General features: G+C 68.7%; 23 protein-coding genes. 16 read left to right on the top strand and 7 right to left on the bottom strand.

The features are described from left to right. Positions 1-33: 33 nt before the first annotated feature. Positions 34-1,389: a dipeptidase gene (locus ACL03I_RS04950; protein ID WP_356963655.1), complete on the top strand. Its 1,356-nt coding sequence runs from the start codon at positions 34-36 to the stop codon at positions 1,387-1,389. 2 nt (positions 1,390-1,391) lie between these two features. Here the strand turns inward: ACL03I_RS04950 and ACL03I_RS04955 are convergent, their stop codons facing one another. Then, positions 1,392-2,036 carry an MBL fold metallo-hydrolase gene (locus ACL03I_RS04955; protein ID WP_356963656.1) on the bottom strand — a complete coding sequence of 215 codons (645 nt, stop codon included), beginning with the start codon at positions 2,034-2,036 and terminating at the stop codon, positions 1,392-1,394. Positions 2,037-2,167: 131 nt separating this feature from the next. Here ACL03I_RS04955 and purS point away from each other — a divergent pair, with 131 nt between their 5' ends. After that, positions 2,168-2,404 (top strand): phosphoribosylformylglycinamidine synthase subunit PurS, encoded by a 237-nt coding sequence (gene purS / locus ACL03I_RS04960; protein WP_195078153.1) that lies wholly within the window; start codon positions 2,168-2,170, stop codon positions 2,402-2,404. After that, the gene (gene purQ / locus ACL03I_RS04965) at positions 2,401-3,078 is read left to right on the top strand and encodes a phosphoribosylformylglycinamidine synthase subunit PurQ (RefSeq protein WP_355076943.1); all 678 of its coding nucleotides are present in this window, start codon (positions 2,401-2,403) and stop codon (positions 3,076-3,078) included. The genes purS and purQ overlap by 4 nt, the downstream gene beginning before the upstream one ends. A gap of 18 nt (positions 3,079-3,096) precedes the next feature. Here purQ and ACL03I_RS04970 read toward each other — a convergent pair whose 3' ends face one another. Further along, the gene (locus tag ACL03I_RS04970; RefSeq protein WP_355076945.1) at positions 3,097-4,173 is read right to left on the bottom strand and encodes a substrate-binding domain-containing protein; all 1,077 of its coding nucleotides are present in this window, start codon (positions 4,171-4,173) and stop codon (positions 3,097-3,099) included. Between the two features lie 49 nt (positions 4,174-4,222). Here ACL03I_RS04970 and ACL03I_RS04975 point away from each other — a divergent pair, with 49 nt between their 5' ends. Both ACL03I_RS04975 and ACL03I_RS04980 read left to right on the top strand, forming a co-directional pair. Beyond that, positions 4,223-4,654: a MarR family winged helix-turn-helix transcriptional regulator gene (locus ACL03I_RS04975; protein WP_355076947.1), complete on the top strand. Its 432-nt coding sequence runs from the start codon at positions 4,223-4,225 to the stop codon at positions 4,652-4,654. Positions 4,655-4,882: 228 nt separating this feature from the next. Beyond that, positions 4,883-6,181: a M18 family aminopeptidase gene (locus tag ACL03I_RS04980; RefSeq protein ID WP_412805222.1), complete on the top strand. Its 1,299-nt coding sequence runs from the start codon at positions 4,883-4,885 to the stop codon at positions 6,179-6,181. Here the strand turns inward: ACL03I_RS04980 and ACL03I_RS04985 are convergent. After that, the gene (locus ACL03I_RS04985; protein ID WP_355076950.1) at positions 6,130-7,443 is read right to left on the bottom strand and encodes a glycosyltransferase 87 family protein; all 1,314 of its coding nucleotides are present in this window, start codon (positions 7,441-7,443) and stop codon (positions 6,130-6,132) included. The two genes, ACL03I_RS04980 and ACL03I_RS04985, sit on opposite strands and share 52 nt — an antisense overlap. A gap of 170 nt (positions 7,444-7,613) precedes the next feature. On the opposite strand from ACL03I_RS04985, the gene purL reads away from it, so the two are divergent. Continuing rightward, entirely contained in the window at positions 7,614-9,908 is a 2,295-nt protein-coding gene (gene purL, locus ACL03I_RS04990) for a phosphoribosylformylglycinamidine synthase subunit PurL (protein WP_412805223.1), read from the top strand. A gap of 61 nt (positions 9,909-9,969) precedes the next feature. Here the strand turns inward: purL and ACL03I_RS04995 are convergent, their stop codons facing one another. Continuing rightward, complete coding sequence (locus ACL03I_RS04995; RefSeq protein ID WP_355076953.1) at positions 9,970-10,260, bottom strand: YiaA/YiaB family inner membrane protein; 291 nt, start codon at positions 10,258-10,260, stop codon at positions 9,970-9,972. Positions 10,261-10,445: 185 nt separating this feature from the next. On the opposite strand from ACL03I_RS04995, the gene ACL03I_RS05000 reads away from it, so the two are divergent. The 3 genes from ACL03I_RS05000 to ACL03I_RS05010 all read left to right on the top strand — a co-directional run bounded on the left by ACL03I_RS05000 (position 10,446) and on the right by ACL03I_RS05010 (position 13,427). Further along, positions 10,446-12,179 carry an alpha/beta hydrolase gene (locus ACL03I_RS05000; protein ID WP_356963662.1) on the top strand — a complete coding sequence of 578 codons (1,734 nt, stop codon included), beginning with the start codon at positions 10,446-10,448 and terminating at the stop codon, positions 12,177-12,179. A gap of 14 nt (positions 12,180-12,193) precedes the next feature. After that, entirely contained in the window at positions 12,194-12,898 is a 705-nt protein-coding gene (locus tag ACL03I_RS05005; protein WP_355076957.1) for a CPBP family intramembrane glutamic endopeptidase, read from the top strand. A 139-nt stretch (positions 12,899-13,037) separates the two neighbouring features. Beyond that, entirely contained in the window at positions 13,038-13,427 is a 390-nt protein-coding gene (locus tag ACL03I_RS05010) for a sterol carrier family protein (protein ID WP_355076959.1), read from the top strand. 30 nt (positions 13,428-13,457) lie between these two features. Here the strand turns inward: ACL03I_RS05010 and ACL03I_RS05015 are convergent, their stop codons facing one another. Next, the gene (locus tag ACL03I_RS05015; protein WP_355077058.1) at positions 13,458-14,726 is read right to left on the bottom strand and encodes a YhgE/Pip domain-containing protein; all 1,269 of its coding nucleotides are present in this window, start codon (positions 14,724-14,726) and stop codon (positions 13,458-13,460) included. A 205-nt stretch (positions 14,727-14,931) separates the two neighbouring features. Between ACL03I_RS05015 and purF the strand changes: the two genes are divergently transcribed. Together purF and ACL03I_RS05025 are read left to right on the top strand one after the other, a co-directional pair. Further along, positions 14,932-16,521: an amidophosphoribosyltransferase gene (purF, locus tag ACL03I_RS05020; protein ID WP_355076960.1), complete on the top strand. Its 1,590-nt coding sequence runs from the start codon at positions 14,932-14,934 to the stop codon at positions 16,519-16,521. 63 nt (positions 16,522-16,584) lie between these two features. Further along, positions 16,585-16,971 (top strand): hypothetical protein, encoded by a 387-nt coding sequence (locus tag ACL03I_RS05025; RefSeq protein ID WP_355076962.1) that lies wholly within the window; start codon positions 16,585-16,587, stop codon positions 16,969-16,971. 19 nt (positions 16,972-16,990) lie between these two features. Here the strand turns inward: ACL03I_RS05025 and ACL03I_RS05030 are convergent, their stop codons facing one another. Continuing rightward, positions 16,991-17,167 carry a hypothetical protein gene (locus ACL03I_RS05030; protein WP_412805224.1) on the bottom strand — a complete coding sequence of 59 codons (177 nt, stop codon included), beginning with the start codon at positions 17,165-17,167 and terminating at the stop codon, positions 16,991-16,993. Between the two features lie 197 nt (positions 17,168-17,364). Between ACL03I_RS05030 and ACL03I_RS05035 the strand changes: the two genes are divergently transcribed. The 5 genes from ACL03I_RS05035 to purM all read left to right on the top strand — a co-directional run bounded on the left by ACL03I_RS05035 (position 17,365) and on the right by purM (position 23,958). Beyond that, positions 17,365-18,936: an ABC transporter substrate-binding protein gene (locus ACL03I_RS05035; protein WP_412805366.1), complete on the top strand. Its 1,572-nt coding sequence runs from the start codon at positions 17,365-17,367 to the stop codon at positions 18,934-18,936. A 125-nt stretch (positions 18,937-19,061) separates the two neighbouring features. Beyond that, entirely contained in the window at positions 19,062-20,072 is a 1,011-nt protein-coding gene (locus ACL03I_RS05040; protein ID WP_412805367.1) for an ABC transporter permease, read from the top strand. Then, positions 20,072-21,070 (top strand): ABC transporter permease, encoded by a 999-nt coding sequence (locus ACL03I_RS05045; RefSeq protein WP_412805225.1) that lies wholly within the window; start codon positions 20,072-20,074, stop codon positions 21,068-21,070. The genes ACL03I_RS05040 and ACL03I_RS05045 overlap by 1 nt, the downstream gene beginning before the upstream one ends. Continuing rightward, positions 21,063-22,751, top strand: coding sequence for an ABC transporter ATP-binding protein (locus tag ACL03I_RS05050; RefSeq protein WP_412805226.1), 1,689 nt, complete (start codon positions 21,063-21,065; stop codon positions 22,749-22,751). Before ACL03I_RS05045 ends, ACL03I_RS05050 begins: the two co-directional genes overlap by 8 nt. A 130-nt stretch (positions 22,752-22,881) precedes the next feature. Beyond that, entirely contained in the window at positions 22,882-23,958 is a 1,077-nt protein-coding gene (purM, locus tag ACL03I_RS05055) for a phosphoribosylformylglycinamidine cyclo-ligase (RefSeq protein WP_355076965.1), read from the top strand. 149 nt (positions 23,959-24,107) lie between these two features. Here the strand turns inward: purM and ACL03I_RS05060 are convergent, their stop codons facing one another. Further along, a complete protein-coding gene (locus ACL03I_RS05060; RefSeq protein ID WP_039794982.1) occupies positions 24,108-24,320 on the bottom strand; it encodes a DUF3073 domain-containing protein in 213 nt (70 codons plus the stop codon). Positions 24,321-24,400 lie beyond the last annotated feature (80 nt).

Genomic DNA, 24,400 nt, shown 5'->3' on the forward strand with positions numbered 1-24,400 from the left:
CTCCGCCCGGGGAACGGGGGATAGGGTGGGGGAATGGCGGAGGATGTGCGGGTGGCGGAATTGCGCGGTGCCGTGGCCGGATTGATGGACCAGGCGAAAACCGATCTGGCGCAACTTGTTTCGTTTCAATCGGTGGCCGATCCACGGCAGTATCCGATCGAGGAGTGCGACATGGCGGCCCAGTGGGTGGCGGACGCGTTCGTCGCCGCCGGGCTGACCACGGTCGGCTTACACGAAACGCCGGACGGCACCAAGGCGGTCGTCGCGTCCCGGCCCGCCCCCGACGGCGCGCCCACGGTGTTGCTCTACTGTCACTACGACGTTCAGCCCCCGATGGACGAGGCGGCGTGGCGCACCCCGCCGTGGGAACTGACCGAGCGCGACGGGCGCTGGTACGGACGCGGCAGCGCCGACTGCAAGGGCAACATCGTCATGCACCTGACGGCGTTGCGCGCGCTCGGCCCGGATCTGCCGTTGGGGGTGACCGTCGTCGCCGAAGGTTCCGAGGAGCAGAGCACCGGAGGACTGGAGCGCTTCGTCGAGGCCAATCCGGAACTGCTGCGCGCGGACGCGATCGTGGTCGGCGACTGCGGCAACTTCGCCGCCGGTGTGCCGACCCTGACCCAGACGTTGCGCGGCGGCGTGAACGTGGTGGTCACCATCGAAACGCTCGCCAGCCCTTTGCATTCCGGCATGTTCGGCGGCCCCGCCCCGGACGCGCTGGCCGCGCTGATCCGCTTGCTGGCCTCGCTGCGCGACGAGCGGGGCAACACCACCATCGACGGGTTGTCGAACGATCAGGTCTGGCCGGGGGTCCAGTACCCGAGCGAGCAGTTCCACGCCGACGCGCGCGTCCTGCGCGACGTCGAACTCATCGGTGACGGCACTGTCGCCGACATGCTCTGGGCGCGACCGGCGCTGACCGTGCTCGGCATCGACGCGCCGCCGGTGGTCGGATCGGCCGCCGCGATCCCCGCGACCGCGCGGGCCCGCCTCAACCTGCGTATTCCGCCTGGCACCGACCCGGAAGACGCGTACCAGGCGCTGCTCGCGCATCTCGAGGCCAACACGCCGTGGCGCGCCAGGCTGACCGTCGAGCTGGAAGGCACCGCAGCGCCGTTCCGTTCCTCGACCGGCGGACCCGCGCGCGCCGCGATGGAAGCGGCGCTGGCCGCGTCCTACGGCCGCCCGGCGACCACCCAGGGGCAGGGCGGCTCGATTCCGCTGTGCAACGTCTTCGCCACCACCTATCCGGACGCGGAGATCATGCTGATGGGTGTCGAGGAGCCGAAGTCCTTGATCCACGCGCCCAACGAGAGCGTGGATCCGAAGGAGATCGAACACATGGCGCTGGCCGAGGCGATATTCCTCGCCACCTACGCCGGGTAGCGCTACAGATCGGTGTCTTTCTCCGCCTCGAGCACCCGGAATTCGGTTCCGGCCGGGGCCATCTCCGACAGCCTGCCGAAATAGATGCCCTGCGCCTCCTCCCGGATGATGCCGTAGTGGATGGGCAGCGCGACACGCGGAGCGACCGCGCGGAGGTAATCGACGGCTTCGCTGATCCGCATCCAGGGCGCGGCGGCCGGTGCGGCGAGCACGCCGACCGGGACCGGGGGCACCCACAGCGAGTCGCCGGGGTGGACGAGCTGGGCCGGGTCGTCGGCGGTGCCCAGCTGGAAGACGGTGTTGTCGATCACGGGGATCTCCGGATGGATGACCGCGTGCCTGCCCCCGCCGCCGGTGATCCGGAGATCGCCGAGGGTCAGCACGTTGCCCGCATGCACCGCCTCCCACCGTTCGCCGCGCTGCTCGGCGGTCTGCGGGTCCGACAGCAACCGTGCGCCGGGGTTCGCGTCGATCAGCGCCTCGATCCGGTTCGGGTCGATGTGGTCGGGATGCTGATGGGTGACCGCGATCGCGTCCAGGCCGGTGAGGCCCTCGAAGCCGTGCGAGAAGGTGCCCGGATCGAACAGGATCTTCTTGCCGTGCAGCTCGACGAGGAGGCAGGAATGACCGAAGTGGGCTATGCGCATGCCGCCATGCTAACCACGCCGGGTGTGTTCTCCACGACAGTGCCACGGTCTCGGCCGACCCCGCGGATGACGCACGCGACCAGCACAACTACGCTGCTGAGGTAACCCCCCAACCACATGAGGAGCAACGCGTGGCACGAGTCGTGGTCGAGGTGATGCCGAAGGCCGAGATCCTGGATCCGCAGGGGCAGGCCATCGTCGGCGCACTCCCGCGTCTGGGATTCGAGGGCATCTCGGACGTGCGGCAGGGCAAGCGATTCGAACTCGACGTCGACGACAGCGTCGACGACGCGGCGCTCGAGCAGATCGCCGAATCGCTGTTGTGCAACACGGTGATCGAGGAGTGGAAGGTGGTTCGCGTCTCATGACCGCGCGCATCGGGGTCATCACGTTCCCCGGCACGCTCGACGACATCGACGCGGCCAGGGCGGTGCGTCTGGCCGGCGCCGAGGCGGTCGACCTGTGGCATGCCGACGCCGACCTGAAGGGCGTCGACGCGGTGATCGTGCCCGGCGGCTTCTCCTACGGCGACTACCTGCGTGCGGGCGCAATCGCCCGTTTCGCCCCGGTGATGGGCGAGGTCGTGCGAGCGGCGGGCTCCGGGCTGCCGGTGCTCGGCATCTGCAACGGCTTCCAGGTGCTGTGCGAGGCCGGCCTGCTGCCCGGCGCGCTGACCCGCAACGAGGGGCTGCACTTCATCTGCCGCGACGAGTGGCTCACCGTGGAGTCGGTGTCGACCGCGTGGACCTCCCGCTTCGAGACGGGCGCGCAGATCCTCGTCCCGCTCAAGTCCGGGGAGGGGCGCTACCAGGCGTCGGAGGCCGTGCTGGACCAGCTCGAAGGCGAGGGCCGCGTGGTCTTCCGCTACGCGAGCGACAACCCGAACGGCTCGCAGCGTGGTATCGCGGGTATCGCCTCGGCCAACGGTCGCGTCGTCGGCCTGATGCCGCATCCCGAACATGCCACCGAGCCGCTGACCGGCCCCAGCGACGACGGGCTCGGCCTGTTCCTCTCGGTGCTGGACACGCTGGTCGGGGTGTGATCGTCCCGCGGCGTCGGGTCAGCTGATCCGGTCGACGATCTCGAAGTCGACGCCGTTCGCGCGGGCGATGTAGCCGTGCTGAATCGCCTGATTGCCTCGGAAACCCCTGATTCCGGAAGGGGTTTCGAGGTGCAGGCCGTGGTCGAGGGCGTCGAGGATCTCCGGCACCTCCAGTGATCCGACCGTCCGCGCGAGCGCGCCCAGCGTGTGGACGGCTTCGTAGGTGGCGTTGCTGAAGCTGGTCAGCGCGGGAGCGAACGCGCCGTGCCGCGCGCGATAGCGGGTCATCCGGTCGCGTCCGTCGGACATACGGTCGTCGAGGAAGAAGCTGGACGCCACGAAGAAGTCGTGGTTCGCCTCCGCTCCCGCTGCCAACAGCACGTTTTCGTCGGCGGCCGGACTCACCCGCAACTGCGTCGCGGCACGGCCACTGGCCGCGTACTGCCGGTTGAAGCGGGCGACGTCGGCGCCGACCATCAGGATCACCACGGCGTCGGCCAAGTCCAGCGCCGGATGGGCGAGGAAGTCCGCGAAATCCGCGTATCCCAGTGGCACATACCTTTCCAGCACGATCGCGGCCGGGTCGGACAGGCTTTCCCGAATCGCCTTGGCGGACCGGCGCGGCCAGATGTAGTCGTTGCCGATGACGGCCCAGCGCCGCACGCCGTACTCGCGTTCGAGCCAGTGCACGGCGGCCACGGTCTGTCCGGCCGGGTGCTCGCCGAGCATCAGCACGCCGGGTAGCTCGTCGGTCAGTCCCTCGTGGCTGGTGGCGTACAGGTACGGCACCCGGCCCGCACCGGCGCGCGCCACGGCCCGCCGCACCGCGGAGGTGTGCCAGCCGGTGATGGCGTGCACCATGCCGGTGGCCAGCAGGGCGGAGACCTCGGCGGCCACCTCGTGCGGCGACCGTCCCCCGTCGATATTCGTAGTACGAATTTCCCGCCCTAGAATTCCCGCGCCTCGGTTGATTTCGTCGACCGCGAGCGATATCGCCGCATCGCAGGACGGCGCGACGATACCGCCAGGTCCCTGCCGTGGCACTATGTTCAGGACCTCGATCGTGCCGTCGGGGCTCTCGATCGGCGTCGACATTCGGTACTCTTCTTCTCGTTCGAACGGAATTCACGGCAGGCGGGAAATAATGACGTCCATTGTAAGCGGAAATTCGACGCTGCATGGCGCGCTGCGTGCCGCGGAGCGCGGTTGGGTACGGCATTTGGACGCGGCGCTGTGCGCCAGGCAGCTCTCGCCGGATCAGTGGTCGATGCTGTCGAATCTGTGCGGCGACGCGGGTATCACGATGACCGAGCTGGCGGCCAAATCGCAGCTCGCGCCGTCCTCTGCCACCAGGCATGCCGACTATCTGGCCGAGCGCGGCCTGATCTTCCGGCTCGCCGCGCAGGACGATCGGCGCCGCATCCTGATCGGCCTGAGCAGGCTCGGCGCCGACTTGGTCGGCGAGGTGCGCGCGGAGGAGGCGCGCGCCGAGCAGGAGTTGCGCGGGCGAATCGGCGCACGCCGATATACCGAACTCATGCGATTGCTCGACCTGGTTTCCATCGCCTCGGAGTAAATACTCCGGCGTACCGGACATTCGTCCGATGAATGCCGCGTACGTCCGATTCGTGATCGGTCGCCGGACCATTCTTGCCCTTATGTTGTGGGATGAATCGACGGGCGCCTCGAGCTGATCTCGGTGCGGCTATAACGGCATAGTCCGCACCGTTTCGGACGGTATTCGCCACGCGTGCCCAGCGACCGGGACACGCCGGTCGCGCCCCGCTTGCCTAGGATCGCAGGCATGCCCGTCTCCACCACCGCAGCCACGGCCGCCGGGCTGTGCGCGTTCATCGATGCGTCCCCGTCGCCGTTCCACGTCTGCCGCACGGTCGCCGCGGAATTGGACGCGCGCGGGTTCACCCGGCTCGCCGAGTCGCAGACCTGGTCTGCGGAGAGCCCGGGCAGGCATTACGTGATTCGCGGTGGGTCGCTGGTCGCCTGGGCGGCGGGGGACACCGCGGCCGCGACGGGGTTCCGCGTGGTCGGAGCGCACACCGACAGTCCCAACCTGCGCGTCAAGCAGCATCCCGACCTGACCTCGGCGGGCTGGCAGCTGGTCGGGCTGGAGCCCTACGGCGGTGCGTGGCTGAACTCGTGGCTCGACCGGGAGCTGGGTGTTTCCGGTCGGCTGAGCGTGCGGGACGGAAACACGATGCGCGAGCGCCTGGTTCGCATCGATGAGCCGATCCTGCGGGTGCCGCAGCTGGCCATCCATCTGTCCGAGGACCGTAGGGGTGTGACGCTGGATCCGCAGCGGCACGTCAACGCGGTGTGGGGCGCGGGGTACGAGGCGGCCGCCTTCATCGATTTCGTGGCCGACTGGGCTGAGGTCGATCCGGGCGACGTGCTCGGCTGGGAGCTGATGACCCACGACCTGACGCCGAGCAGGCTGATCGGGCGGGACCAGGACTTGGTCAGCGCGCCGCGACTGGACAACCAGGGCACCTGCTTCGCGGGCTTGCAGGCGTTCCTGGCCGCGATCGAGGAGCCGGGCGCGGCCGTCCCGGTGCTGGCCATGTTCGACCACGAGGAGGTCGGCAGTCAGTCCGACCGCGGCGCGCAGTCCGATCTGCTGCCCGCGGTGCTGGAGCGGATCGTGCTCGCGCGCGGCGGCGGCCGCGCCGACTATCTCGCCGCACTGGCCGGTTCGGTGTGCGCGTCCGGCGACATGGCGCACGCGACGCACCCGAACTATCCGGAGCGGCACGAGCCCGCGCACCGGATCGAGGTGAACGGCGGGCCGGTGCTGAAGGTCAACCAGAATCTGCGCTATGCCACGGACTCCACCGGCGCGGGCGCGTTCGCGCTGGCCTGCGCGCAGGCCGCGGTCCCGTTGCAGCGTTACGTCCATCGCGCCGACCTGCCCTGTGGCTCCACCATCGGGCCGATGACCGCGGCGCGTACCGGCATGTCGACCGTCGACGTCGGTGCGCCGCAGCTGGCGATGCATTCGGCGCGCGAGCTGATGGGCGCGTTCGACGTTCCGGCCTACGCCGCCGCGCTGGCCGCCTTCCTCACGCCCGAGACCACCGGGCGATAGGTGAACACCGCGACGACGAACACGGCGAAAGTGGCGAGCACGTAATTGCTTCCGATGATCTGCTGCCACCAGGCCCAGTCCAGCTCGCGGTCGCGCGAGTGCGGCAGCAGCCAGTGCGGGCCGACCAGGAACAGCGCGGCGGCGACCGTGACCACGCCGATCGCCCGCGGGCTGCGCGCACCGCGCACCATGAGGTCGGCGGCGACGACCAGTGCGGGCGCGATCCACACCCAGTGATGCGACCACGACACCGGCGAGACCAGCAGCACCGCCGCGGCGTTCACCAGCAGCGCCGCCACGGTGGCGCCCGCCTCGATCAGCCTGCGCATCCACACCGCGGCCAGCGCGACCGCCAGCACGGACAAGGTGATCCACACCAGTGTGGCCGCCGTGTCGCCGATGCCGAGGCGGAAGGCCATGCCTTTGATGGACTGGTTGCCCGCGAAGTAAGGAGGTCCGATCCGGCCGGTGTCGGCGAGGGTGTGGAACCAATAGTCCACGGAATCGCCGGGGAACAGCAGGAATCCGAGACCCACCGCCGCGATCGCGGAGACCACCAGTGTGCCCGCGGCTTTCCAGTCCTTGCGCAGCACGAAGTACAGCAGATAACCGGCGGGGATCAGCTTCACCGACACCGCGATGCCGATCAGCATGCCGCGCGGCCAGAAAGGCTTGCGCGCCAGGCAGTCCAGTGTGATCGCGGCCATCAGCACCAGGTTGATCTGGCCGAAGCCGAAGGTCTGGCGGATGGGTTCGAAGAACTGCGCCACCGCGACCGCGCCGATGACCAGCGTGAGCAGGATCGGGCGCGACAGCTCGGGCCGCAGGCGGGTCAGCACCAGCCACAGCGAGATGCCAAGGCTGACTACATTGGTGACGACCACCAGCACCTCGGCGGCGACCAGCGGCATCAGGGCCAGCGGCGCGAAGAACAACGCGGCCAAGGGTGGATAGGTGAACGGCAGTCCGATTCCCTCGACCGGCGGCATCGGGCCGTACAGGTCGCCGTTGTCCAGCCAGACCCGGGCGCCGTTGCGATACACCTGGAGGTCGATGTAGCCGTGCCACCAGTGCGCGAGCAGCGAGACGATCGCCGACACCGCGAACAACGCGATCGCAGCAATCAGCCAGCGTACTTGCGGGGTCAGTGGGTTCGGCGACGCGTGACCGGATGTGGTCCCCGATCCGCCGCTGCCGGTCGGCGCGGCATCCGAGGTGACCGATCTCTCACCCGGATTCGCGACCCCCGATCCTTCGTTCACGGGCCCAGAGTAGCCGGTGCGCATGGTCGGTACCCAGTGCCTCTAGACTTACACGTAGGCATCTCGCCGCCGCCCAGTGACAACGCTCGTCGCTTCGCTGAGCTCGCCCACCCCGCCGGCTCCGCCGGCTTGCCGACCCCCATGCCCGGCCGAAAGGACCCTGGTACTCCGTGACTCCGCAGGTCGACACCGTCAGCTCAGCCGCAGCAAACCCCGACGTGGCGCAACCCTACAAAGAACTCGGCCTCAAAGACGACGAGTACGCCCGCATCAAGGAGATCCTCGGTCGCAGGCCGACCGACGCCGAGCTGGCGATGTACTCGGTGATGTGGAGCGAACACTGCTCCTACAAGTCCTCCAAGGTGCACCTGCGCTACTTCGGCCAGACCACCACCGACGAGATGCGCGAATGCATGCTCGCGGGCATCGGCGAGAACGCGGGCGTCGTCGACGTGGGTGACGGCTGGGCGGTCACCTTCAAGGTGGAGAGCCACAATCACCCCTCCTACGTGGAGCCGTACCAGGGCGCGGCCACCGGCGTCGGCGGCATCGTGCGCGACATCATGGCGATGGGCGCGCGCCCGATCGCGGTGATGGACCAGCTGCGCTTCGGCGCGGCGGACGCGGCCGACACCCGTCGCGTGGTGGACGGCGTGGTGCGCGGCGTCGGCGGCTACGGCAACTCGCTCGGCCTGCCGAACGTCGGCGGCGAGACCGTGTTCGACGCCTCCTATCAGGGCAACCCGCTGGTGAACGCGCTGTGCGCCGGCGTGATGCGAGTCGAGGACCTGCACTTGGCCTTCGCCTCCGGCACCGGCAACAAGATCGTGCTGTTCGGCGCGCGCACCGGCCTGGACGGCATCGGCGGCGTCTCGGTGCTGGCCTCGGACACCTTCTCCGGCGACGAATCCGGCTCCGGCCGCAAGAAGCTGCCGTCGGTGCAGGTGGGCGACCCGTTCACCGAGAAGGTGCTCATCGAGTGCTGTCTAGAGCTGTACGCGGCGAAGCTGGTGGTGGGCATCCAGGACCTCGGCGGCGCCGGATTGTCCTGTGCCACATCCGAACTCGCGGCGGCCGGTGACGGCGGCATGCACATCGAGCTGGACAAGGTGCCGCTGCGCGCGACCGGCATGACGCCCGCCGAAGTGCTCTCCAGCGAATCGCAGGAGCGCATGTGCGCGGTCGTCACTCCCGAGAACGTGGACGCGTTCATGGCCGTGTGCCGCAAGTGGGACGTGCTGGCCACGGTGATCGGCGAGGTCACCGACGGTGACCGGCTGGTGGTCACCTGGCACGGCGAGACGGTGGTCGACGTGCCGCCGCGCACCGTCGCGCACGAGGGTCCGGTGTACGAGCGCCCGGTCGCGCGCCCCGACGAGCAGGACGCGCTGATCGCCGACACCCCGGACCGGCTCGCCCGTCCGAAAACCGCCGACGAACTGCGCGCGACGCTGCTGCGGATGATCTCCAGCCCGCAGCTGTGCAGCCGCAAGTGGATCACCGAGCAGTACGACCGCTACGTGCGCGGCAACACCGTGCTGGCCGATCAGGCCGACGCGGGCGTCATCCGGATCGATGAGGAGACCGGCCGAGGCATCGCGCTGGCCACCGACGCGTCCGGCCGCTACACCAAGCTGGACCCCTATGCCGGTGCGCAGCTCGCGCTGGCCGAGGCCTACCGCAACGTGGCCAGCACCGGTGCCACGCCGAAGGCGGTCACCAACTGCCTGAACTTCGGTTCGCCCGAGGATCCCGGGGTGATGTGGCAGTTCCAGCAGGCGGTGCGCGGCCTGGCCGACGGTTGCGTGGCGCTCGGCATCCCGGTCACCGGCGGCAACGTCAGCTTCTACAACCAGACCGGCCAGACGGCGATCCTGCCGACCCCGGTGGTCGGCGTGCTCGGCGTGATCGACGACGTGCACCGGCGCATCCCGACCGGGATCGGCCTGGAGCCGGGCGAGACGCTGATCCTGCTCGGCGAGACCCGCGACGAGTTCGGCGGGTCGATCTGGTCGCAGGTGGCGCACGACCATCTCGGCGGCGTCCCGCCGAAGGTCGACTTCGCCCGCGAACAGCTGCTCGCCGAGGTGCTGACCGCCGGTTCGCGCGACGGCATGATCAGCGCCGCGCACGACCTGTCCGAGGGCGGTCTCGCTCAAGCTGTCGTCGAAGCGGCGCTCGCCGGTGAGACCGGTTGCCGCATCCTGCTTCCCGAGGACGCGGATCCGTTCGTCACGCTGTTCTCCGAGTCGGCGGGCCGTGTGCTGGTCGCGGTTCCCCGCTCGGAGGAGACCAGGTTCACCCGCATGTGCACCGCGCGCGAACTGCCGTGGGTGCGCATCGGCGTGGTCGATCAGGGCTCGGATTCGGTCGAGGTGCAGGGCCAGTTCTCGATCACCATGGACGAGTTGCGGACCGCGCACGAGGGCACGCTGCCGAAGCTGTTCGGCGCCGGAACCGTCTGACGAGACGCCCACCTGGGCGGGCCTGAACCCCTCGTTACCGGGCCCGCCCAGGTGCGCGTACTCAGGCGACGGAATTGAACGGATCGTGCTCGGAGAGCAGCTTCTCCATCCGCGCCTGATCGATGCGACCGTGAACGGTCGCCGCCTCGTGCTGGTCGCGCACCACTTTCGCCAGCGTGAAGGTGCTGGTCACCAGGAAGAACACGGACATACCGAGGAATCCGCGCTGCCAGACGTCCAGCGGCAGCGCGTAGATCCCGATGCCGATGCCGACGAAACTGATGCCGAAGGCGATCGCGGCCTGTGCGACGTATGCGGCGCTGGCTTTCTGCGCCGCGGTCGTTGTGCTCATGGACCAAAGTTTCCGGATGGCGCGACCCGCGCACCCGTGTACAACTACTCGAGCGAAATGGGTAGTTGCCATCCGCGCGAAGGCGTCCGATCACGGGGTCGCGCAGGGTGTGATCCGCGTCGTGCGCGCCCGCGTCACGGTGGGCGACGCGCCGGGCCGTCGGTGGCGACCGCCATACTGATCGAATGCTGGAGACCGCGGGGACCATGCGGAAACTGCGCACGCGCGCGGTCGCGGTGATCCGGCGCGTCGAGGACGTCATCGACCTCAATTACGTCGGCTTGGTGGTGGCGACGGTGTTCTTCGCGCTGTCGGTGACGCCGTCGCTGCTGCCGCGCGACTGGCTGTTCCAGGGGCTGATCAGCGGGATCAATGCCGCCATCGGATACGGCGCCGGCTGTTTGCTGGAGTGGCTGTTCCGGCTGTGGGTGCGGCCGCGGCTGAAGATCGCGCCGCCGCCGACGTGGGCGCGTTACGCCGTCAAGTCCGCCGTGCTGCTCACCGCCGCGCTGAGCGCCGCGCTGATGCTGGTGCAGTCGGCGCGCTGGCAGCGGGAGATCACGGCGTTGATGGGCATGGCGGGCACCACCACGCCCGCCTATCTGCGCACCGGACTGCTGAGCATGGCGGTCGGCGCCGCGGCGGTCGCGGTCTACCGGACCGTGCGCGAGTTCATCCTGTTCCTGGCCCGCCTGCTCAACCGGTGGGTGAAGGTGCCCCGCGAACTCGCTCCGGCCGCCGGATTCCTGGTGCTGGTGGTGCTGGCGGTGACGATCTTCAACGGTGTCGCCACGCAAGCGTTCTTCGCGGTGGCCAACTCCGCGTTCAGCGTGCGCAACGACCACACCTCGGTGAACGCGGTGCAGCCGCAGCAACCGGAGCGCTCCGGCAGCCCCACCTCGCTGGCCAAATGGGAGACCCTCGGATTCGAGGGGCGCTGGTTCGTCTCGCACGGACCCACCGCGAGCCACATCACCTCGCTCACCGGCCGCCCGGCCAAGGAGCCCGTCCGGGCCTACGTCGGTCTGGAGTCGGTCGACGGGAATCAGGAACCGGCCGAGCTGGCGGTGTCCGAGCTCGAGCGAACCGGTGCGTTCGACCGGAAGGCGCTCGTGGTGGTCACCACCACGGGGACCGGATGGGTGAACTCGCTGGCCGCGTCCGCGCTCGAGTACATGTACGACGGCGACACCGCGATCGTCGCCACCCAGTACTCGTATCTGCCCAGCGTGCTGTCCTTCCTGGCCGACCGGAGCAAGGCCGCCGCGGCGGGCAGGGATCTGTTCGACGCGGTGTACCAGCATTGGACCGCGCGCCCGCCGCAGGCACGACCCAAATTGCTGGTGTACGGGGAGAGCCTCGGTTCGCAGGGTTCCGAGGCGGCGTTCGACGGCCTGGCCGATCTGCGCGCCAAGGTCGACGGCGCGCTGTGGGTCGGCCCGCCCAATTCCAACCGGCTGTGGCAGCAGTTCGTCGCCCGCCGCGATCCGGGCTCCCGTGAGGTGGAGCCGCTGTACGCCGACGGGCTGGTGGTCCGGTTCGCCTCCGACAGCGGTGACCTGGCGCGCCCGTCGTCGGAATGGCGGCCGCCGCGCATCGCGTATTTGCAGCACGCGTCCGATCCCATCGTCTGGTGGTCGCCGGATCTGATCTTCTCGCGGCCGGATTGGCTGTCGGAGCCGCGCGGTTCGGACGTCTCCTCCCAGATGCGCTGGTGGCCGTTCGTCACCTTCTGGCAGGTGGCCGCCGATCTGACCAATGCGCAGGGCGTCACCGACGGGCACGGACACCGCTACGGCAGCCTGGTCCTGGACGGCTGGGCCGCCATCGCCGCGCCACCGGACTGGACCGCCGAGCGTTCCGAGCGGATCCGGGTCGAAGTCGAGGCCGCGGAGGAATTCGAGCGGAAGATCAAGTGAGCCAGGAACGGGCCGTGCGAACCATTGCGGCCGTTGCCGTTCCGTTGTTCTGGAGCAACGCGGTCCTGCCCCGCCTCCGTCTCGGCATCCGCGGACGAACCGCCGCCAATGCCGGTTTCGCCACCGCCTACGCGGTCGCGCTGCGCGCCGAACCTGGCCGGTGGTCGAAGAGCGGCGTGCGCTGCGGACTGCTCGCCGCGTCGGTCGTCGTGGCCGGTTACGCAGCGGCCCTTGCCGTTCCGTCGCTGCGATGGCAACTGGCCGAACTCGCTGAACGGGGGCCCGCTGTGTCGACGCAGGAGTGGGTGGCTGTGCACATTCCTCTCGGGACTGTCTACAGCGAGGAACTCGTCTTCCGCGGCACGCTGGATCCCATGCTGGACCGCCTTTTCGGTCCGCGAGCCGGTGCATTGGTCGGCGCGACGACCTTCGGACTCTGGCACATCACTCCCGCGCGGGCCGTGGGCGACAGTGTTCCCGCCACTGTGGCGGTGACTACGGCGGGCGGACTCGTGTTCGGTTTGCTGCGCCGCCGCACCGCGGGCACCGCCGCCCCCGCGCTGCTGCATCTCGCCATGAACGCGGGCGGAGCGATCGCTCCGCGCCTGGCCCGCCACTTCCCGGGTTCCGCGCGTGCGATGCGGGTGGCACGTTCGGACCTCGGGACGACTGTGGATGAATTCGCAACTCCGGCTTCGGATATACCGCGAGCCCGTTGACGGGGCGGCCGACGCCGGGCACCGCGCCGCCGCCGTCCCGAAGCCGCGCCGACACCGTCGTGTCGACCGCCCTCGCCGAAGCACGGCTGAGGTCGATCACGGGCGCGAGGCGTACGGAGCGCGAAGTAGGGTCGGGCAGGTGGCAGGACGAGGCACGGTAGACCCCGCGCAGACGCGGGCAGCGGTGGCGGTGGTGAGCGAATGGTTGCGTGACGAGTCGGTCGACGCGCCCGCGCGCGCCGAACTCGCGGCGGCTGTGCGTACCACGGCGCGCTCGCTGGCGGCCTCCGCGCCCGGCCACTCGGTCGAGGTCCGGGTGCCGCCGTTCGTCGCGGTGCAGTGCGTCGAGGGCCCGCGGCACACCCGGGGTACACCGCCGAACGTCGTGGAGACCGACCCGCGTACCTGGCTGCTACTGGCCACCGGACTGCTCGAGTTCGACGACGCGCTCGACTCCGGCGCGGTGAGCGCGTCCGGCACCCGCGCGGCCGAGATCACGCACTGGTTGCCGATCGTCCGAGTCGACTGAGACCGAGCCGACCGTTGCGGCGCGGACAGTTCACGCCCGGACGATGTTGCGGCGCTCCAGCCCCTTGCGGTCGTAGAAGCGGGTGACCGACGCGCCGAAGATCAGCCCGATCGCGAGCCCGAGGACCGCCATCCACACACCACGCGTGAGCCCCGCCTCGAAATCGGCGTCGAAGTACAGGATCGACCGCACACCCAGGAACACCTGGTGCATGGGTTCGAAGGAGGCGAGCCAGCCGAAATATCGCGGCGTCGCCTCGATCGGCACGGTGCCGCCCGAGGACGGCAGGCCGAGGATGACGAACAGGATGAGGTTCACCAGCAGGCCCGCCGAGCCGATCGCCGCCAGCATCGACAGCCCGGTCACGCCGACGGCGATCATGGCGAGCGCGCTGTAGAGGTACAGGGCCAGCGGATTGCCGATCGGCATGTCCAGCAGTTCGCCCACGACGAGGAACACTCCGGCGACGATGTTCGCCGCCAGCACGAACACGCCCCACTTGATCAGCAGCGTCTTGAACCGCGAGATCGGCGTGGGCGGGTAGTGCACGTACCACGGGCCGTACTCGGTGGGCACGAAACCGAGCTGCGCATCGATCATGGTGTGGATGACCATCGCGCCGACCACGCCGGCCAGCAGCAGCAACAGGGCGTAGAAGAACGCGGTCAGGCCCTGGCCGCTACCGTGCGGCAGCGGGTGGTACTGCTGCTGCACCACCTCGATCGGCGACGCAAGAGCCACCCTGGTCGCGCCGGTCAGTTCGGGTGCGGGCGGACCGCCAGGACGCGGGGCCAGCTGCGCGTTCACCTGGTCGAGCAACTGCTTGCCGACCTGCTTGTTCACCTCGGTCAGCGCCTCGTTGCCGACCCGCAGCACGATCTGCGTGCCGAACGCGCCCGCGCGCGGGTTGGTCTGCACCGTGATGATCGGGCGCGGGATGTCACCGGGTATGACACTGCCCACACCCAGATTGCCGAGCTGCTTGCTGAAATCGCTCGGGATGACGATCGCGCCGTAGACCTGTCCGGACTGCATCTGCCGCTCGGACTCGTTGATGCTGAGCACGCGCAGGTCGACCTTGTCCGACGGCACTCCGGCGGCCAGCGCCTTGGTGATCTGATCGCCGAAATTGACCTTCTGCTCGGCGCTCCCGCTGCCGATGGTGTCGCCGACATCCTGGTTCACCAGGGCGATCGGGAAGTCGTGCAGGTTCTTCTCCGGATCGACGACATAGTCGAGGTACATGATGCCCAGCAGCGCGGTGAGCAGGCTCAACACCGCGATGGGAAACAGCACCATCCGAGGCCATGGCCTGCGCACCGGCGCCGTCGTGCCCGCGTCGTCCGTAGTCGTCACGGTCCGCACCGTAACAGCCGAAGGCGTCGCGGCGACCCCGCTTCGGTCACCTGGAATTGCTGCTCGGATGCGGCGGCGGTGCGCGGGCATCGCCGCGGCATCCGTAGAATGAAATCTGCCCCCAGCCCGCCCGAACAGGGAGCAAACGGTGACCAACGCCGAACTGCCGGTCCAGAGCATTTCCGCCGCCTCGTGTCCCACCCCGGACGTCGACGAGAACGAGCCGCGCGAGGAGTGCGGAGTCTTCGGAGTCTGGGCGCCGAGCGAAGAAGTGGCGAAACTCACGTATTACGGGCTTTATGCTCTGCAACACCGGGGACAGGAGGCGGCGGGCATCGCGGTGTCGGACGGCTCGCAGATCCTCGTGTTCAAGGATCTCGGACTGGTCAGCCAGGTGTTCGACGAGCAGACGCTGGCGGCCATGCCGGGTCACATCGCCGTCGGTCACTGTCGCTACTCCACAACGGGCGGGGTGACCTGGGAGAACGCTCAGCCCATCTTCCGCACCACCGCGGTGGGCTCCGGACTTGCCCTGGGGCACAACGGCAATCTGGTCAACACCGCCGAATTGGCCGGCCGTGCACGGGAACTCGGCCTGCTCGCCTCCGTCCGGGGCGGGCGCCCGCAGCCCGCCGCGGCGACCTCCGACTCCGACGTGGTCACCGCGCTGCTCGCGCACGCCGCCGCCGACTCCAGCATCGAGCGGGCCGCGATGGAACTGCTGCCCACCCTGAAGGGCGCGTTCTGCCTGACCTTCATGGACGAGCACACCCTCTACGCCGCGCGCGACCCGCACGGCGTGCGCCCGCTGTGCCTGGGCAGGCTGGAGCGTGGCTGGGTCGTTGCCAGTGAGACCGCCGCGCTGGACATCGTCGGGGCCGCCTTCGTCCGCGAGATCGAACCCGGCGAATTGCTGGCGATCGATGCCGACGGCGTGCGCTCGATGCGCTTCGCCAACCCCGAGCCCAAGGGCTGCGTCTTCGAATACGTGTACCTGGCGCGGCCGGACAGCACCATCGCGGGCCGGTCGGTGCACGCCACCCGGGTGGAGATCGGCCGTCGCCTGGCGAAGGAGCACCCGGTCGACGCCGATCTGGTGATCCCGGTTCCCGAATCCGGCACACCGGCCGCCGTCGGTTACGCGCAGGGGTCGGGCGTGCCCTACGGCCAGGGCCTGATGAAGAACGCCTACGTCGGCCGCACGTTCATCCAGCCCAGCCAGACCATCCGTCAGCTCGGCATCCGGCTCAAGCTCAATCCGCTGCGCGAGGTCATCCGCGGCAAGCGCCTGATCGTCGTGGACGACTCGATCGTGCGTGGCAACACCCAGCGCGCGCTGATCCGGATGTTGCGCGAGGCGGGCGCGTTGGAGATCCACGTGCGGATCGCCTCGCCGCCGGTGAAGTGGCCCTGTTTCTACGGCATCGATTTCGCCTCGCGGGCGGAACTGATCGCCAACGGAGCGGGCACCGAGGGCGATGTCGCGGACATGGTCGAGGGCGTGCGCCGGTCGATCGGCGCCGATACCCTCGGCTACATCTCGCTCGACGGCATGATCGCCGCCACCGAACAGCCGCGCTCGCGGCTGTGCGCCGCGTGCTTCGACGGCAACTATCCGATCCCGCTGCCCACCGAGGCCGCGATCGGGAAGAACGTGCTCGAGGGCATGCTCACCGGTCAGACCGAGGCCGAGCTGCTGGGCGACAACGCGAATGCGAGCGCGCTGAGCCGTCCGTGACGCGGGACGTCGCTCGGGATCCGCGTAGCCGAACTCGCTCACCGCGTGCCGCACAATGAGCGCATGGATGCGAAGTACGCCGCCGCGCTGGAGCCCGTGCGTCGGGATCTGGCCGCTACCTGCGCTGTCCAGCCCATCGTGGTCGAGGAGACGCATCAGGGCATGGACTGGGTGATGTTCTACGAGCCGGACGGTAGCGGCGCCGGGATCGGACCGCTGGTCGGCGACGACTACGCGGAGCAGGTGGCGTATCTCGCCGACAAGGCGCACGAGTGGGCGGTAGAGGCGTTGTGGACGGCGGGCGAGTCACCGGTGTGGCCGGTGTGCCCGAGACATCCGAACACTCATCCGCTGGCGGCGGGCGTGAGCGGCGGGGTGGCGGTGTGGTCGTGTCCGAGGACACGTGCGATGGTGGCGCCAATAGGGCAGTTGGGAGTCAGCGTGCCGTGACCCCGCACGTCGTTGACGATCACGAACCACCGCTGAGGTTCGGGCCAGTCGCGCTGCTGGGCGCGAACGCGATGCGCTGCTGATGCTGTTCGCTGTCTCGCGCGGTGATGTGGCCTGCTCGAGACATCACGCCGTGCACCGTCCGGCGATTCTGGACGTACGACCGGTTTTTGGGCCGGTCGTAGTCGCCGCGCATAACACCTGCTGAGAGCGCCGCGGATTTTCTTCGAAAACGTAACGTGCCGAAAATGCTTCGTAGGTACGGTGCCGATCAGATCGGAAGTTCACCCGTGTCCGCACCGGGCCTGCGATCCAGGGCAACGCGTGCGGCGCTCGAGAAGTGGGGCCGTGATGAGGAATTCGAGGTTGGGGCGACGGATCGGGACGCGAATCATCGCGGCCGTCGGCTTGCTGGCATTGGCGGGTTCGGTGCTGGCGGGATGCGGTTCCGGGCGAACCGGGGAGGGCGGTGACAGCGGCGGCTTGGTGGCGGGCACCACCGACAAGATCTTCTCGCTCGATCCCGCGGCCGCCTACGACAACGGGTCGCTGGTCGCCGAGACGCAGATCTATCAGTACCTGCTCAACTTCGCACCCGGTGACGCGACGCCGAAGCCGGACGCGGCCCAGAAGTGCGAGTTCACCACGCCCACGGTGTATACCTGCACGTTGAAAGACGGCCTGAAGTTCGCCAACGGCAACCCGCTGACCGCGACCAGCGTGAAGTTCTCCTTCGACCGGATGCTGCGGATCAACGACCCGAACGGTCCCGCCTCGCTGCTCGGCAACCTGGAGAAGACCGACGTAGTGGACCCGCGCACCGTCGCGTTCACGTTGAAGGTGGCCGACGACCAGACCTTCCCCGCGATCCTGCCCACCCAGGCCGGGCCGATCGTCGACGAGAAGGTATACGCGCCGGACAAGGTGATGCCGGACGAGGATGTGGTGAAGGCCAAGGGCTACTCCGGCCCGTACGTCATCGCAAGTTACGACAAGAACAAACTCGTCGAGTACCAGGCGTTCGCCGATTACAACGGCATCCTCGGCAAGCCGAAGACCGAGACGGTGTCCACCAAGTACTACGCCACCACCGACAACATGAAGCTCGACCTGCAGAACGGTTCGCTCGACGTCGGATATCGGTCGTTCACGCCCACCGACATCGAGTCGCTGCGCAACGACGGCAAGGTCGCCGTGCACGAGGGCCCCGGCGGGGAACTGCGGTACATCGTGTTCAATCTGAACACCATGCCGGGTGGCACGCCCGCGCAGAAACTGGCCGTGCGCAAGGCCGTCGCGGCCACCGTCGACCGTGCCGCGCTCGCCGACGGCGTCTACAAGAAGACCTACCTGCCCGCGTATTCGTCCGTGCCGCAGGGCATGCCGGGCGCGGCCGAGCCGTTCAAGGAAATCTACGGCCCCCGGCCGAACAAGGACCAGGCGGCGAAGTTCCTCGCCGACGCGGGGGTCGCGACGCCGGTCGAGCTGAATCTCCAGTACAACCCCGACCACTACGGCTCCAGCAGCTCCGAGGAGTACGCGGCGATCAAGTCGCAACTGGAGGCAACGGGTTTGTTCAAGGTCGATCTCCAATCCACCGAATGGGTGACCTACCAGCGAGAACGCGCCCGTGATGCCTACCCGCTCTTCCAATTCGGCTGGTTCCCGGACTTCCCGGACCCGGACAACTACCTTTCCCCGTTCTTCGGGCCGAACAACTTCCTGCAGTCGCATTTCGAAGACCCCGGCATCTCCGCCCAGCTGATCGCCCAGGCGACCCAGCCCGACAAGGACAAGCGGCTCGCGCAGATCCAGCAGGTGCAGCGTGATCTCGCGCAGAACTTCCTGCCGATCGTTCCGCTGCTGTCCGGCAAGCAGATCGCGGTCTCCGCCACCGGGGTGCGGGGTGTGGAACAGACGCTCGACGCATCGTTCAAGTTCCGCTATACGGTGCTGAGCAAGTGAGTTCCGGCGGTCCGGCCGGGCCCGGGGCGACCACATCGGCGGACATCGCGCCGACACCCGTCCGGGCCCGGCCCTTCGCCCTGCGGCGAACCGGCAAGGGCGGCGACGATTCTCGCCACGGCGCGTTGCTGCGCTACCTCGGCGTCCGCCTGCTGCTGATTCCGGTGACCGCGTGGATCCTGGTCACGGTCGTGTTCTTCCTGATGCGCGTGGTCGGCGACCCGATCAGCGCGGCGATGGGCGGACGCATGACCCAGGAACAGATCGAGGCGCGCAAGGAGGCGGCCGGGCTGAACCGGCCGATGCTGACCCAGTACTGGGACTATCTGTCCGGGCTTCTGCACGGGGATCTCGGTCGCTCCCAGGACAACCGGGAGATCAGCGAGGTGGTGGTCACCTACGGCGCCGCCTCGCTGGAACTGGTGTGCTGGGCACTCGTGGTCGCGTTCGCGATAGGCGTCCCACTGGGCAGGTACGCCGCCACCCGGCGGGATTCGGCCGCCGACACCACGTTGCGGTTGCTGGCCATCTTGTTCTACGCCGCGCCGGTGTTCTTCGTCGGCCTGCTGCTGAAGCTGGTGTTCGCGGTGCGACTCGGCTGGCTGCCGGTGGCGGGCCGGGCGAGCACCAACGTGGAACTGCGGCTGCAACACGTCTCGCCGAAGACCAACATCATGGTGATCGACGCGATCCTCTACGGCGACGCCGGATACCTGCTCGACGTGCTGGAACACGCCGTGCTGCCCGCCATCGCGCTCGGCTTGCTCACCGCGGGCATCTTCTTGCGGCTGGTGCGGATCAACCTGATCCAGACCCTCCGCGCCGACTACGTGGACGCGGCACGGGCCCGTGGCTTGTCCCGCCGCGTGGTGACCGGGCGGCATGCCTTCCGCAACGCGCTGATCCCGATCGTCACGGTGATGGGCATGCAGATCGCCATGATGCTCGGCGCCTCGGTGCTCACCGAGACCACGTTCGAGTGGAAAGGCCTCGGCTATCAATTCGCGCAATACCTCTCGGCGCGCGACTTCATCGCCGTGCAGGGCATCGTCGCGTTCATCGCGCTCATCGTGGCGGTGATGAGCTTCCTGGTCGACGTCCTGGTGGCGCTGATCGATCCGAGGGTGAGGTTCTGATGACGGCTCCGGAACTGCTGAACGAAACCCTGGTCACGCCACCCGCGGCGCGGCGGGGTGTACCCGGCCTCCGGTTGTTCTCGATGACCTCCGGTTTGCAGCGTGCGACGCTGGTCCTCGGCCTGGCTCTGGTCGGTGTCTTCGTGGTCGCCGCGCTCTTCGCTCCGCTGATCGCACCGTACGGATTCGCCCAGAGTGCCGCCGACGGCGTCGATTTCGTTCGCCAGCAAGCACCGTCGGCCGAGCATTGGTTCGGCACCTCGGTGCGCGGGGAAGACGTGTTCTCCCGGGTGATCTATGGCGCGCGGACAGCCGTGTGGGTGATCACGATCTCCCTGCTGCTCTCGCTGCTGATCGGGGTACCGCTCGGACTGCTGTCCGGCTACGTCGGCCGGTGGCCGGACCGGTTGCTCGTGCTGTTCATGGACGCGATGTACGCGTTCCCGACACTGTTGCTGGCGATCGTGGTGTCCATCGTGGTCGCGGGCGGTCGCTCGACCAGCCTGGGCGGTGTGCTGTCCGCGGCGGTGGCCATCACGGCGGTCTTCGTCCCGCAGTACTTCCGGGTGGTGCGCAACGCGACCGTGGCCGTGAAGCAGGAGCCGTACGTCGACGCGGCGCGGGTAACCGGCGCGTCGACCACGCGAATCCTGTTCCGGCACATCCTGGCCAATGTCACTCAATCGCTGCCGGTGATCATCACGCTCAACGGGTCGGAAGCCATCCTCACCCTGGCCGGCCTCGGCTTCCTCGGTTTCGGCATCGAACCGACCCAGGCCGCGGAATGGGGTTTCGATCTGAACAAAGCGCTGCCGGACGTGTCCAACGGCATCTGGTGGACGGGCATCTTTCCCGGTGTCGCCATCGTGCTCGTCGTGCTCGGCATGACCTTGGTAGGGGAAAGCCTCAACGAAGTGCTGAACCCCGTCCTGCGCACCCGCCGCGCCGCGGCGGTGGCCGGACCGGACGGCGGCGGAAAGGACGCGACCGATGCCTGAGTCCTCCGCGACGGAGCGGGGCCGCCCCGCCCTGTCCATCGAATCGTTGTCGGTCACCTTCGCCACCGACGCGGGGCCGGTGCACGCGGTCACCGACGTCTCCTACGAGGTCTACCCCGGCGAAGTGCTGGCCATCGTCGGGGAGTCCGGTTCGGGCAAGTCCGTGAGCTCACGCACCGCGATGGGCTTGCTGCCGGAGACGGCCACGGTGCGCGGCCTGGTCACCCTGGGGACCGAGCAGGTCACCACGATGAACGAGAGGCAGCTCACCGCATTGCGCGGCGGCGCGATCTCGATGGTGTTCCAGGAACCAAGCCTCGCCCTGGACCCGCTGTTCACCGTCGGCTTCCAGATCGGCGAGGCGCTGCGCGCCCACACCGACCTGACCAAGAAGGCGGCCAAGGCGCGGGCGGTGGAACTCCTGCGCCTGGTCGGGTTGCCCGATCCGGAGCACCGGGTGGACTACTACCCGCATCAGCTCTCCGGCGGGCAGAAACAACGCGTGGTGATCGCCATCGCCATCGCCTGCGAGCCGAAGGTGATCATCGCCGACGAGCCGACCACGGCGCTGGACGTCACGGTGCAGGCCGAGATCCTCGCCCTGCTGCGGGGCCTGCGCGACCGGATCGGCAGCGCGATCGTGCTGATCACCCACAACATGGGCGTGGTCGCCGACATCGCCGACCGCGTGGTGGTGATGCGCGACGGAGCGGTGGTCGAGCAGGCGCCGGTGGATGAACTGTTCGCGCGTCCCAGGGCGGACTACACCCGCGCCCTGCTTGCCGCGGTCCCGCACCTGGGTACCGAGCAGATCGAGCACGGCCCGCCCGACAGTGCCGAGACCGAGGGCGATCCGGTACTCGAGGTCCGTGATCTGGTGGTCGAATTTCCCGGCCCGTTCGGCAGGCCGCGTTTCCGCGCTGTCGACGGCGTGAGTCTGCGCATCGGTCCCGGCGAGACGCTCGGCCTGGTCGGTGAGTCCGGCTCGGGCAAGTCGACCATCGGCCGCTGCGTCGCGGCACTGCAACGGCCCACCTCCGGAACGGTGCGAGTGCGCGGGCAGGACATCGTGGGGTTGTCACAGCGCGAGCTGCGACCGATTCGGCGGCGCTTCGGATTCGTCTTCCAGGACCCGGCCAGTTCGCTGAATCCCCGGCTCACCGTGGGCGAGTGCGTATCCGAACCGCTGCTCGTGCACAAGGCGGGCAGCTCGGCGGAGATTCGCGCCAGGGTGCGCCTGCTACTCGACGACGTGCGGTTGCCCGCGGGCGTCGAACGCCGGTACCCGCACGAGTTGTCCGGCGGGCAGCGTCAGCGTGCCAGCCTCGCCCGCGCGCTGGTGCTCGACCCGGACCTGCTGGTCGCCGACGAGCCGACCAGCGCGCTGGACGTCTCGGTCCAGGCTGCGGTGCTGGAGCTGTTCGGTCAGCTACAGCGCGAGTGCGGCTGGGCCTGCCTGTTCATCAGCCACGACTTGGCCGTGGTCGACCAGCTCGCCGACCGGATCGTGGTGCTGCGCGACGGTGCGGTGGTGGAAGCGGGCGATCGGAATCGCATCCTGCGCGCCCCACGGGAGGAGTACACCCGCCGCTTGGTCGCCGCGGTGCCGGTACCGGATCCGGTGCGGCAACGCCACCGCCGGGCACAGGCCGCGGGGTTCGATGGCGACGAGACGGACTGATCGTCCGCTTTACGGTTGGCTCTGCCCTATTGTCAAGAGGGCGAGCCAACACCGGTGCGGGGTCGTTATCCGGCTCCGGTAGCGTGAGCAGGCATCTATCCGCCGATTCGGTTTGGAGCTTTCCCCGAAAATGACTGAACAGACCCCCAGTGGTGGTGCTTCGTACGCCGCGGCAGGCGTGGACATCGAGGCAGGTGATCGCGCAGTCGAGTTGTTCGGGCCATTGGCGAAGAAGGCGACCCGGCCCGAGGTCCAAGGCGGCCTCGGCGGCTTCGCCGGGCTGTTCGCGCTGAAGGGCGGCTACCGGGAACCGTTGCTGGCGGCCTCCACCGACGGCGTCGGCACCAAGATCGCGGTGGCGCAGGCGATGGACAAACACGACACCGTCGGCCTCGACCTGGTGGCCATGGTGGTGGACGATCTCGTGGTCTGCGGCGCGGAGCCGCTGTTCCTCCAGGACTACATCGCCATCGGCAAGGTCGTCCCGGAGAAGGTCGCCGAACTCGTCTCCGGCATCGCCGAGGGCTGTGTGCGCGCCGGGTGCGCGCTGCTCGGCGGCGAGACCGCCGAGCATCCCGGGCTGATGGATCCGGACGACTACGACCTGTCCGCCACCGGCATCGGCGTGGTCGAAGCCGACGCGGTGCTCGGACCCGACCGGGTCCGTCCCGGCGACGTGGTGATCGCCATGGGGTCCTCCGGACTGCACTCCAACGGCTACAGTCTGGCCCGCAAGGTGCTGCTCGAGATCGATCGCATGTCGCTCACCGGCCACGTCGAGGAGTTCGGCCGCACCCTGGGCGAGGAACTGCTCGAGCCGACCAGGATCTACGCCAAGGACTGCCTCGCGCTGATCGCCGAAACCGATGTGCGCACGTTCGCCCACGTCACCGGCGGTGGCTTGGCGGCCAATCTCGCCCGGGTGCTGCCCGCGGGCATTGTGGCCGAGCTGGATCGAGGCACCTGGAACCCGGCGCCGGTGTTCAAGATGATCGCCCAGCGCGGCCGGGTCGAGCGGCCCGAGATGGAGAAGACGTTCAACATGGGCGTCGGCATGGTCGCCGTCGTCGCTCCCGAGGATGTGGACCGGGCGCTGGCGGTGCTGACCGCACGGCACATCGAGTGCTGGACGCTGGGCACGGTCAAGAAGGCCAAGGACGCCGACGCCGCGCGCGCCGTGCTGGTCGGTGAGCATCCGCGGTTCTGATTCGCGGTGAAGACACGTGAGAGTCCCGCATCTATGTACGATGCGGGACTCCGGTGTGTTGCAAGCCTTTTCGGCGCCAGAGACGTCAACCCGCGACAACGATCGAAGGGGGAGGCCCGTCGGCCTCCCCCTTCAGACGTAAATCCGAGTCAGCGGCGCCAGTCGTCGTAGTCGTCGTCCTCGTCCCAGCGGGACAAGGAGTCGTCCGCGTCGTGCTCATCGGACAGCACACCACCACTCCGCTGGGAGTTGGGGCTTCCCGAAAGCTCGCGCTGAAGGCTCGCGAAGTCGGTCGTGGGCGAGCTGTACTTCAGCTCGCGTGCGACCTTGGTCTGCTTTGCCTTAGCCCGGCCACGGCCCATGGCTGACCCCCTCGCGTCACAGCGGGGCGGCCTGGGGTTTGGTGGCGGCCCCGTTCGAATTAATACTCTTCCTGACAGAC

Source organism: Nocardia sichangensis (assembly GCF_047200615.1).
Lineage (GTDB): Bacteria > Actinomycetota > Actinomycetes > Mycobacteriales > Mycobacteriaceae > Nocardia > Nocardia sichangensis.

Bases quoted from the DNA above. Each gene is read 5' to 3' on its own strand.
- ACL03I_RS04950 (WP_356963655.1), top strand. From the start codon at position 34: ATGGCGGAGGATGTGCGGGTGGCGGAATTGCGCGGTGCCGTGGCCGGA.
- ACL03I_RS04955 (WP_356963656.1), bottom strand. From the start codon at position 2,036: ATGCGCATAGCCCACTTCGGTCATTCCTGCCTCCTCGTCGAGCTGCAC.
- purQ (WP_355076943.1), top strand. From the start codon at position 2,401: ATGACCGCGCGCATCGGGGTCATCACGTTCCCCGGCACGCTCGACGAC.
- ACL03I_RS04970 (WP_355076945.1), bottom strand. From the start codon at position 4,173: ATGTCGACGCCGATCGAGAGCCCCGACGGCACGATCGAGGTCCTGAAC.
- ACL03I_RS04975 (WP_355076947.1), top strand. From the start codon at position 4,223: ATGACGTCCATTGTAAGCGGAAATTCGACGCTGCATGGCGCGCTGCGT.
- ACL03I_RS04980 (WP_412805222.1), top strand. From the start codon at position 4,883: ATGCCCGTCTCCACCACCGCAGCCACGGCCGCCGGGCTGTGCGCGTTC.
- ACL03I_RS04995 (WP_355076953.1), bottom strand. From the start codon at position 10,260: ATGAGCACAACGACCGCGGCGCAGAAAGCCAGCGCCGCATACGTCGCA.
- ACL03I_RS05000 (WP_356963662.1), top strand. From the start codon at position 10,446: ATGCTGGAGACCGCGGGGACCATGCGGAAACTGCGCACGCGCGCGGTC.
- ACL03I_RS05015 (WP_355077058.1), bottom strand. From the start codon at position 14,726: ATGGTGCTGTTTCCCATCGCGGTGTTGAGCCTGCTCACCGCGCTGCTG.
- ACL03I_RS05025 (WP_355076962.1), top strand. From the start codon at position 16,585: ATGGATGCGAAGTACGCCGCCGCGCTGGAGCCCGTGCGTCGGGATCTG.
- ACL03I_RS05030 (WP_412805224.1), bottom strand. From the start codon at position 17,167: ATGCGCGGCGACTACGACCGGCCCAAAAACCGGTCGTACGTCCAGAAT.
- ACL03I_RS05045 (WP_412805225.1), top strand. From the start codon at position 20,072: ATGACGGCTCCGGAACTGCTGAACGAAACCCTGGTCACGCCACCCGCG.
- ACL03I_RS05050 (WP_412805226.1), top strand. From the start codon at position 21,063: ATGCCTGAGTCCTCCGCGACGGAGCGGGGCCGCCCCGCCCTGTCCATC.
- purM (WP_355076965.1), top strand. From the start codon at position 22,882: ATGACTGAACAGACCCCCAGTGGTGGTGCTTCGTACGCCGCGGCAGGC.
- ACL03I_RS05060 (WP_039794982.1), bottom strand. From the start codon at position 24,320: ATGGGCCGTGGCCGGGCTAAGGCAAAGCAGACCAAGGTCGCACGCGAG.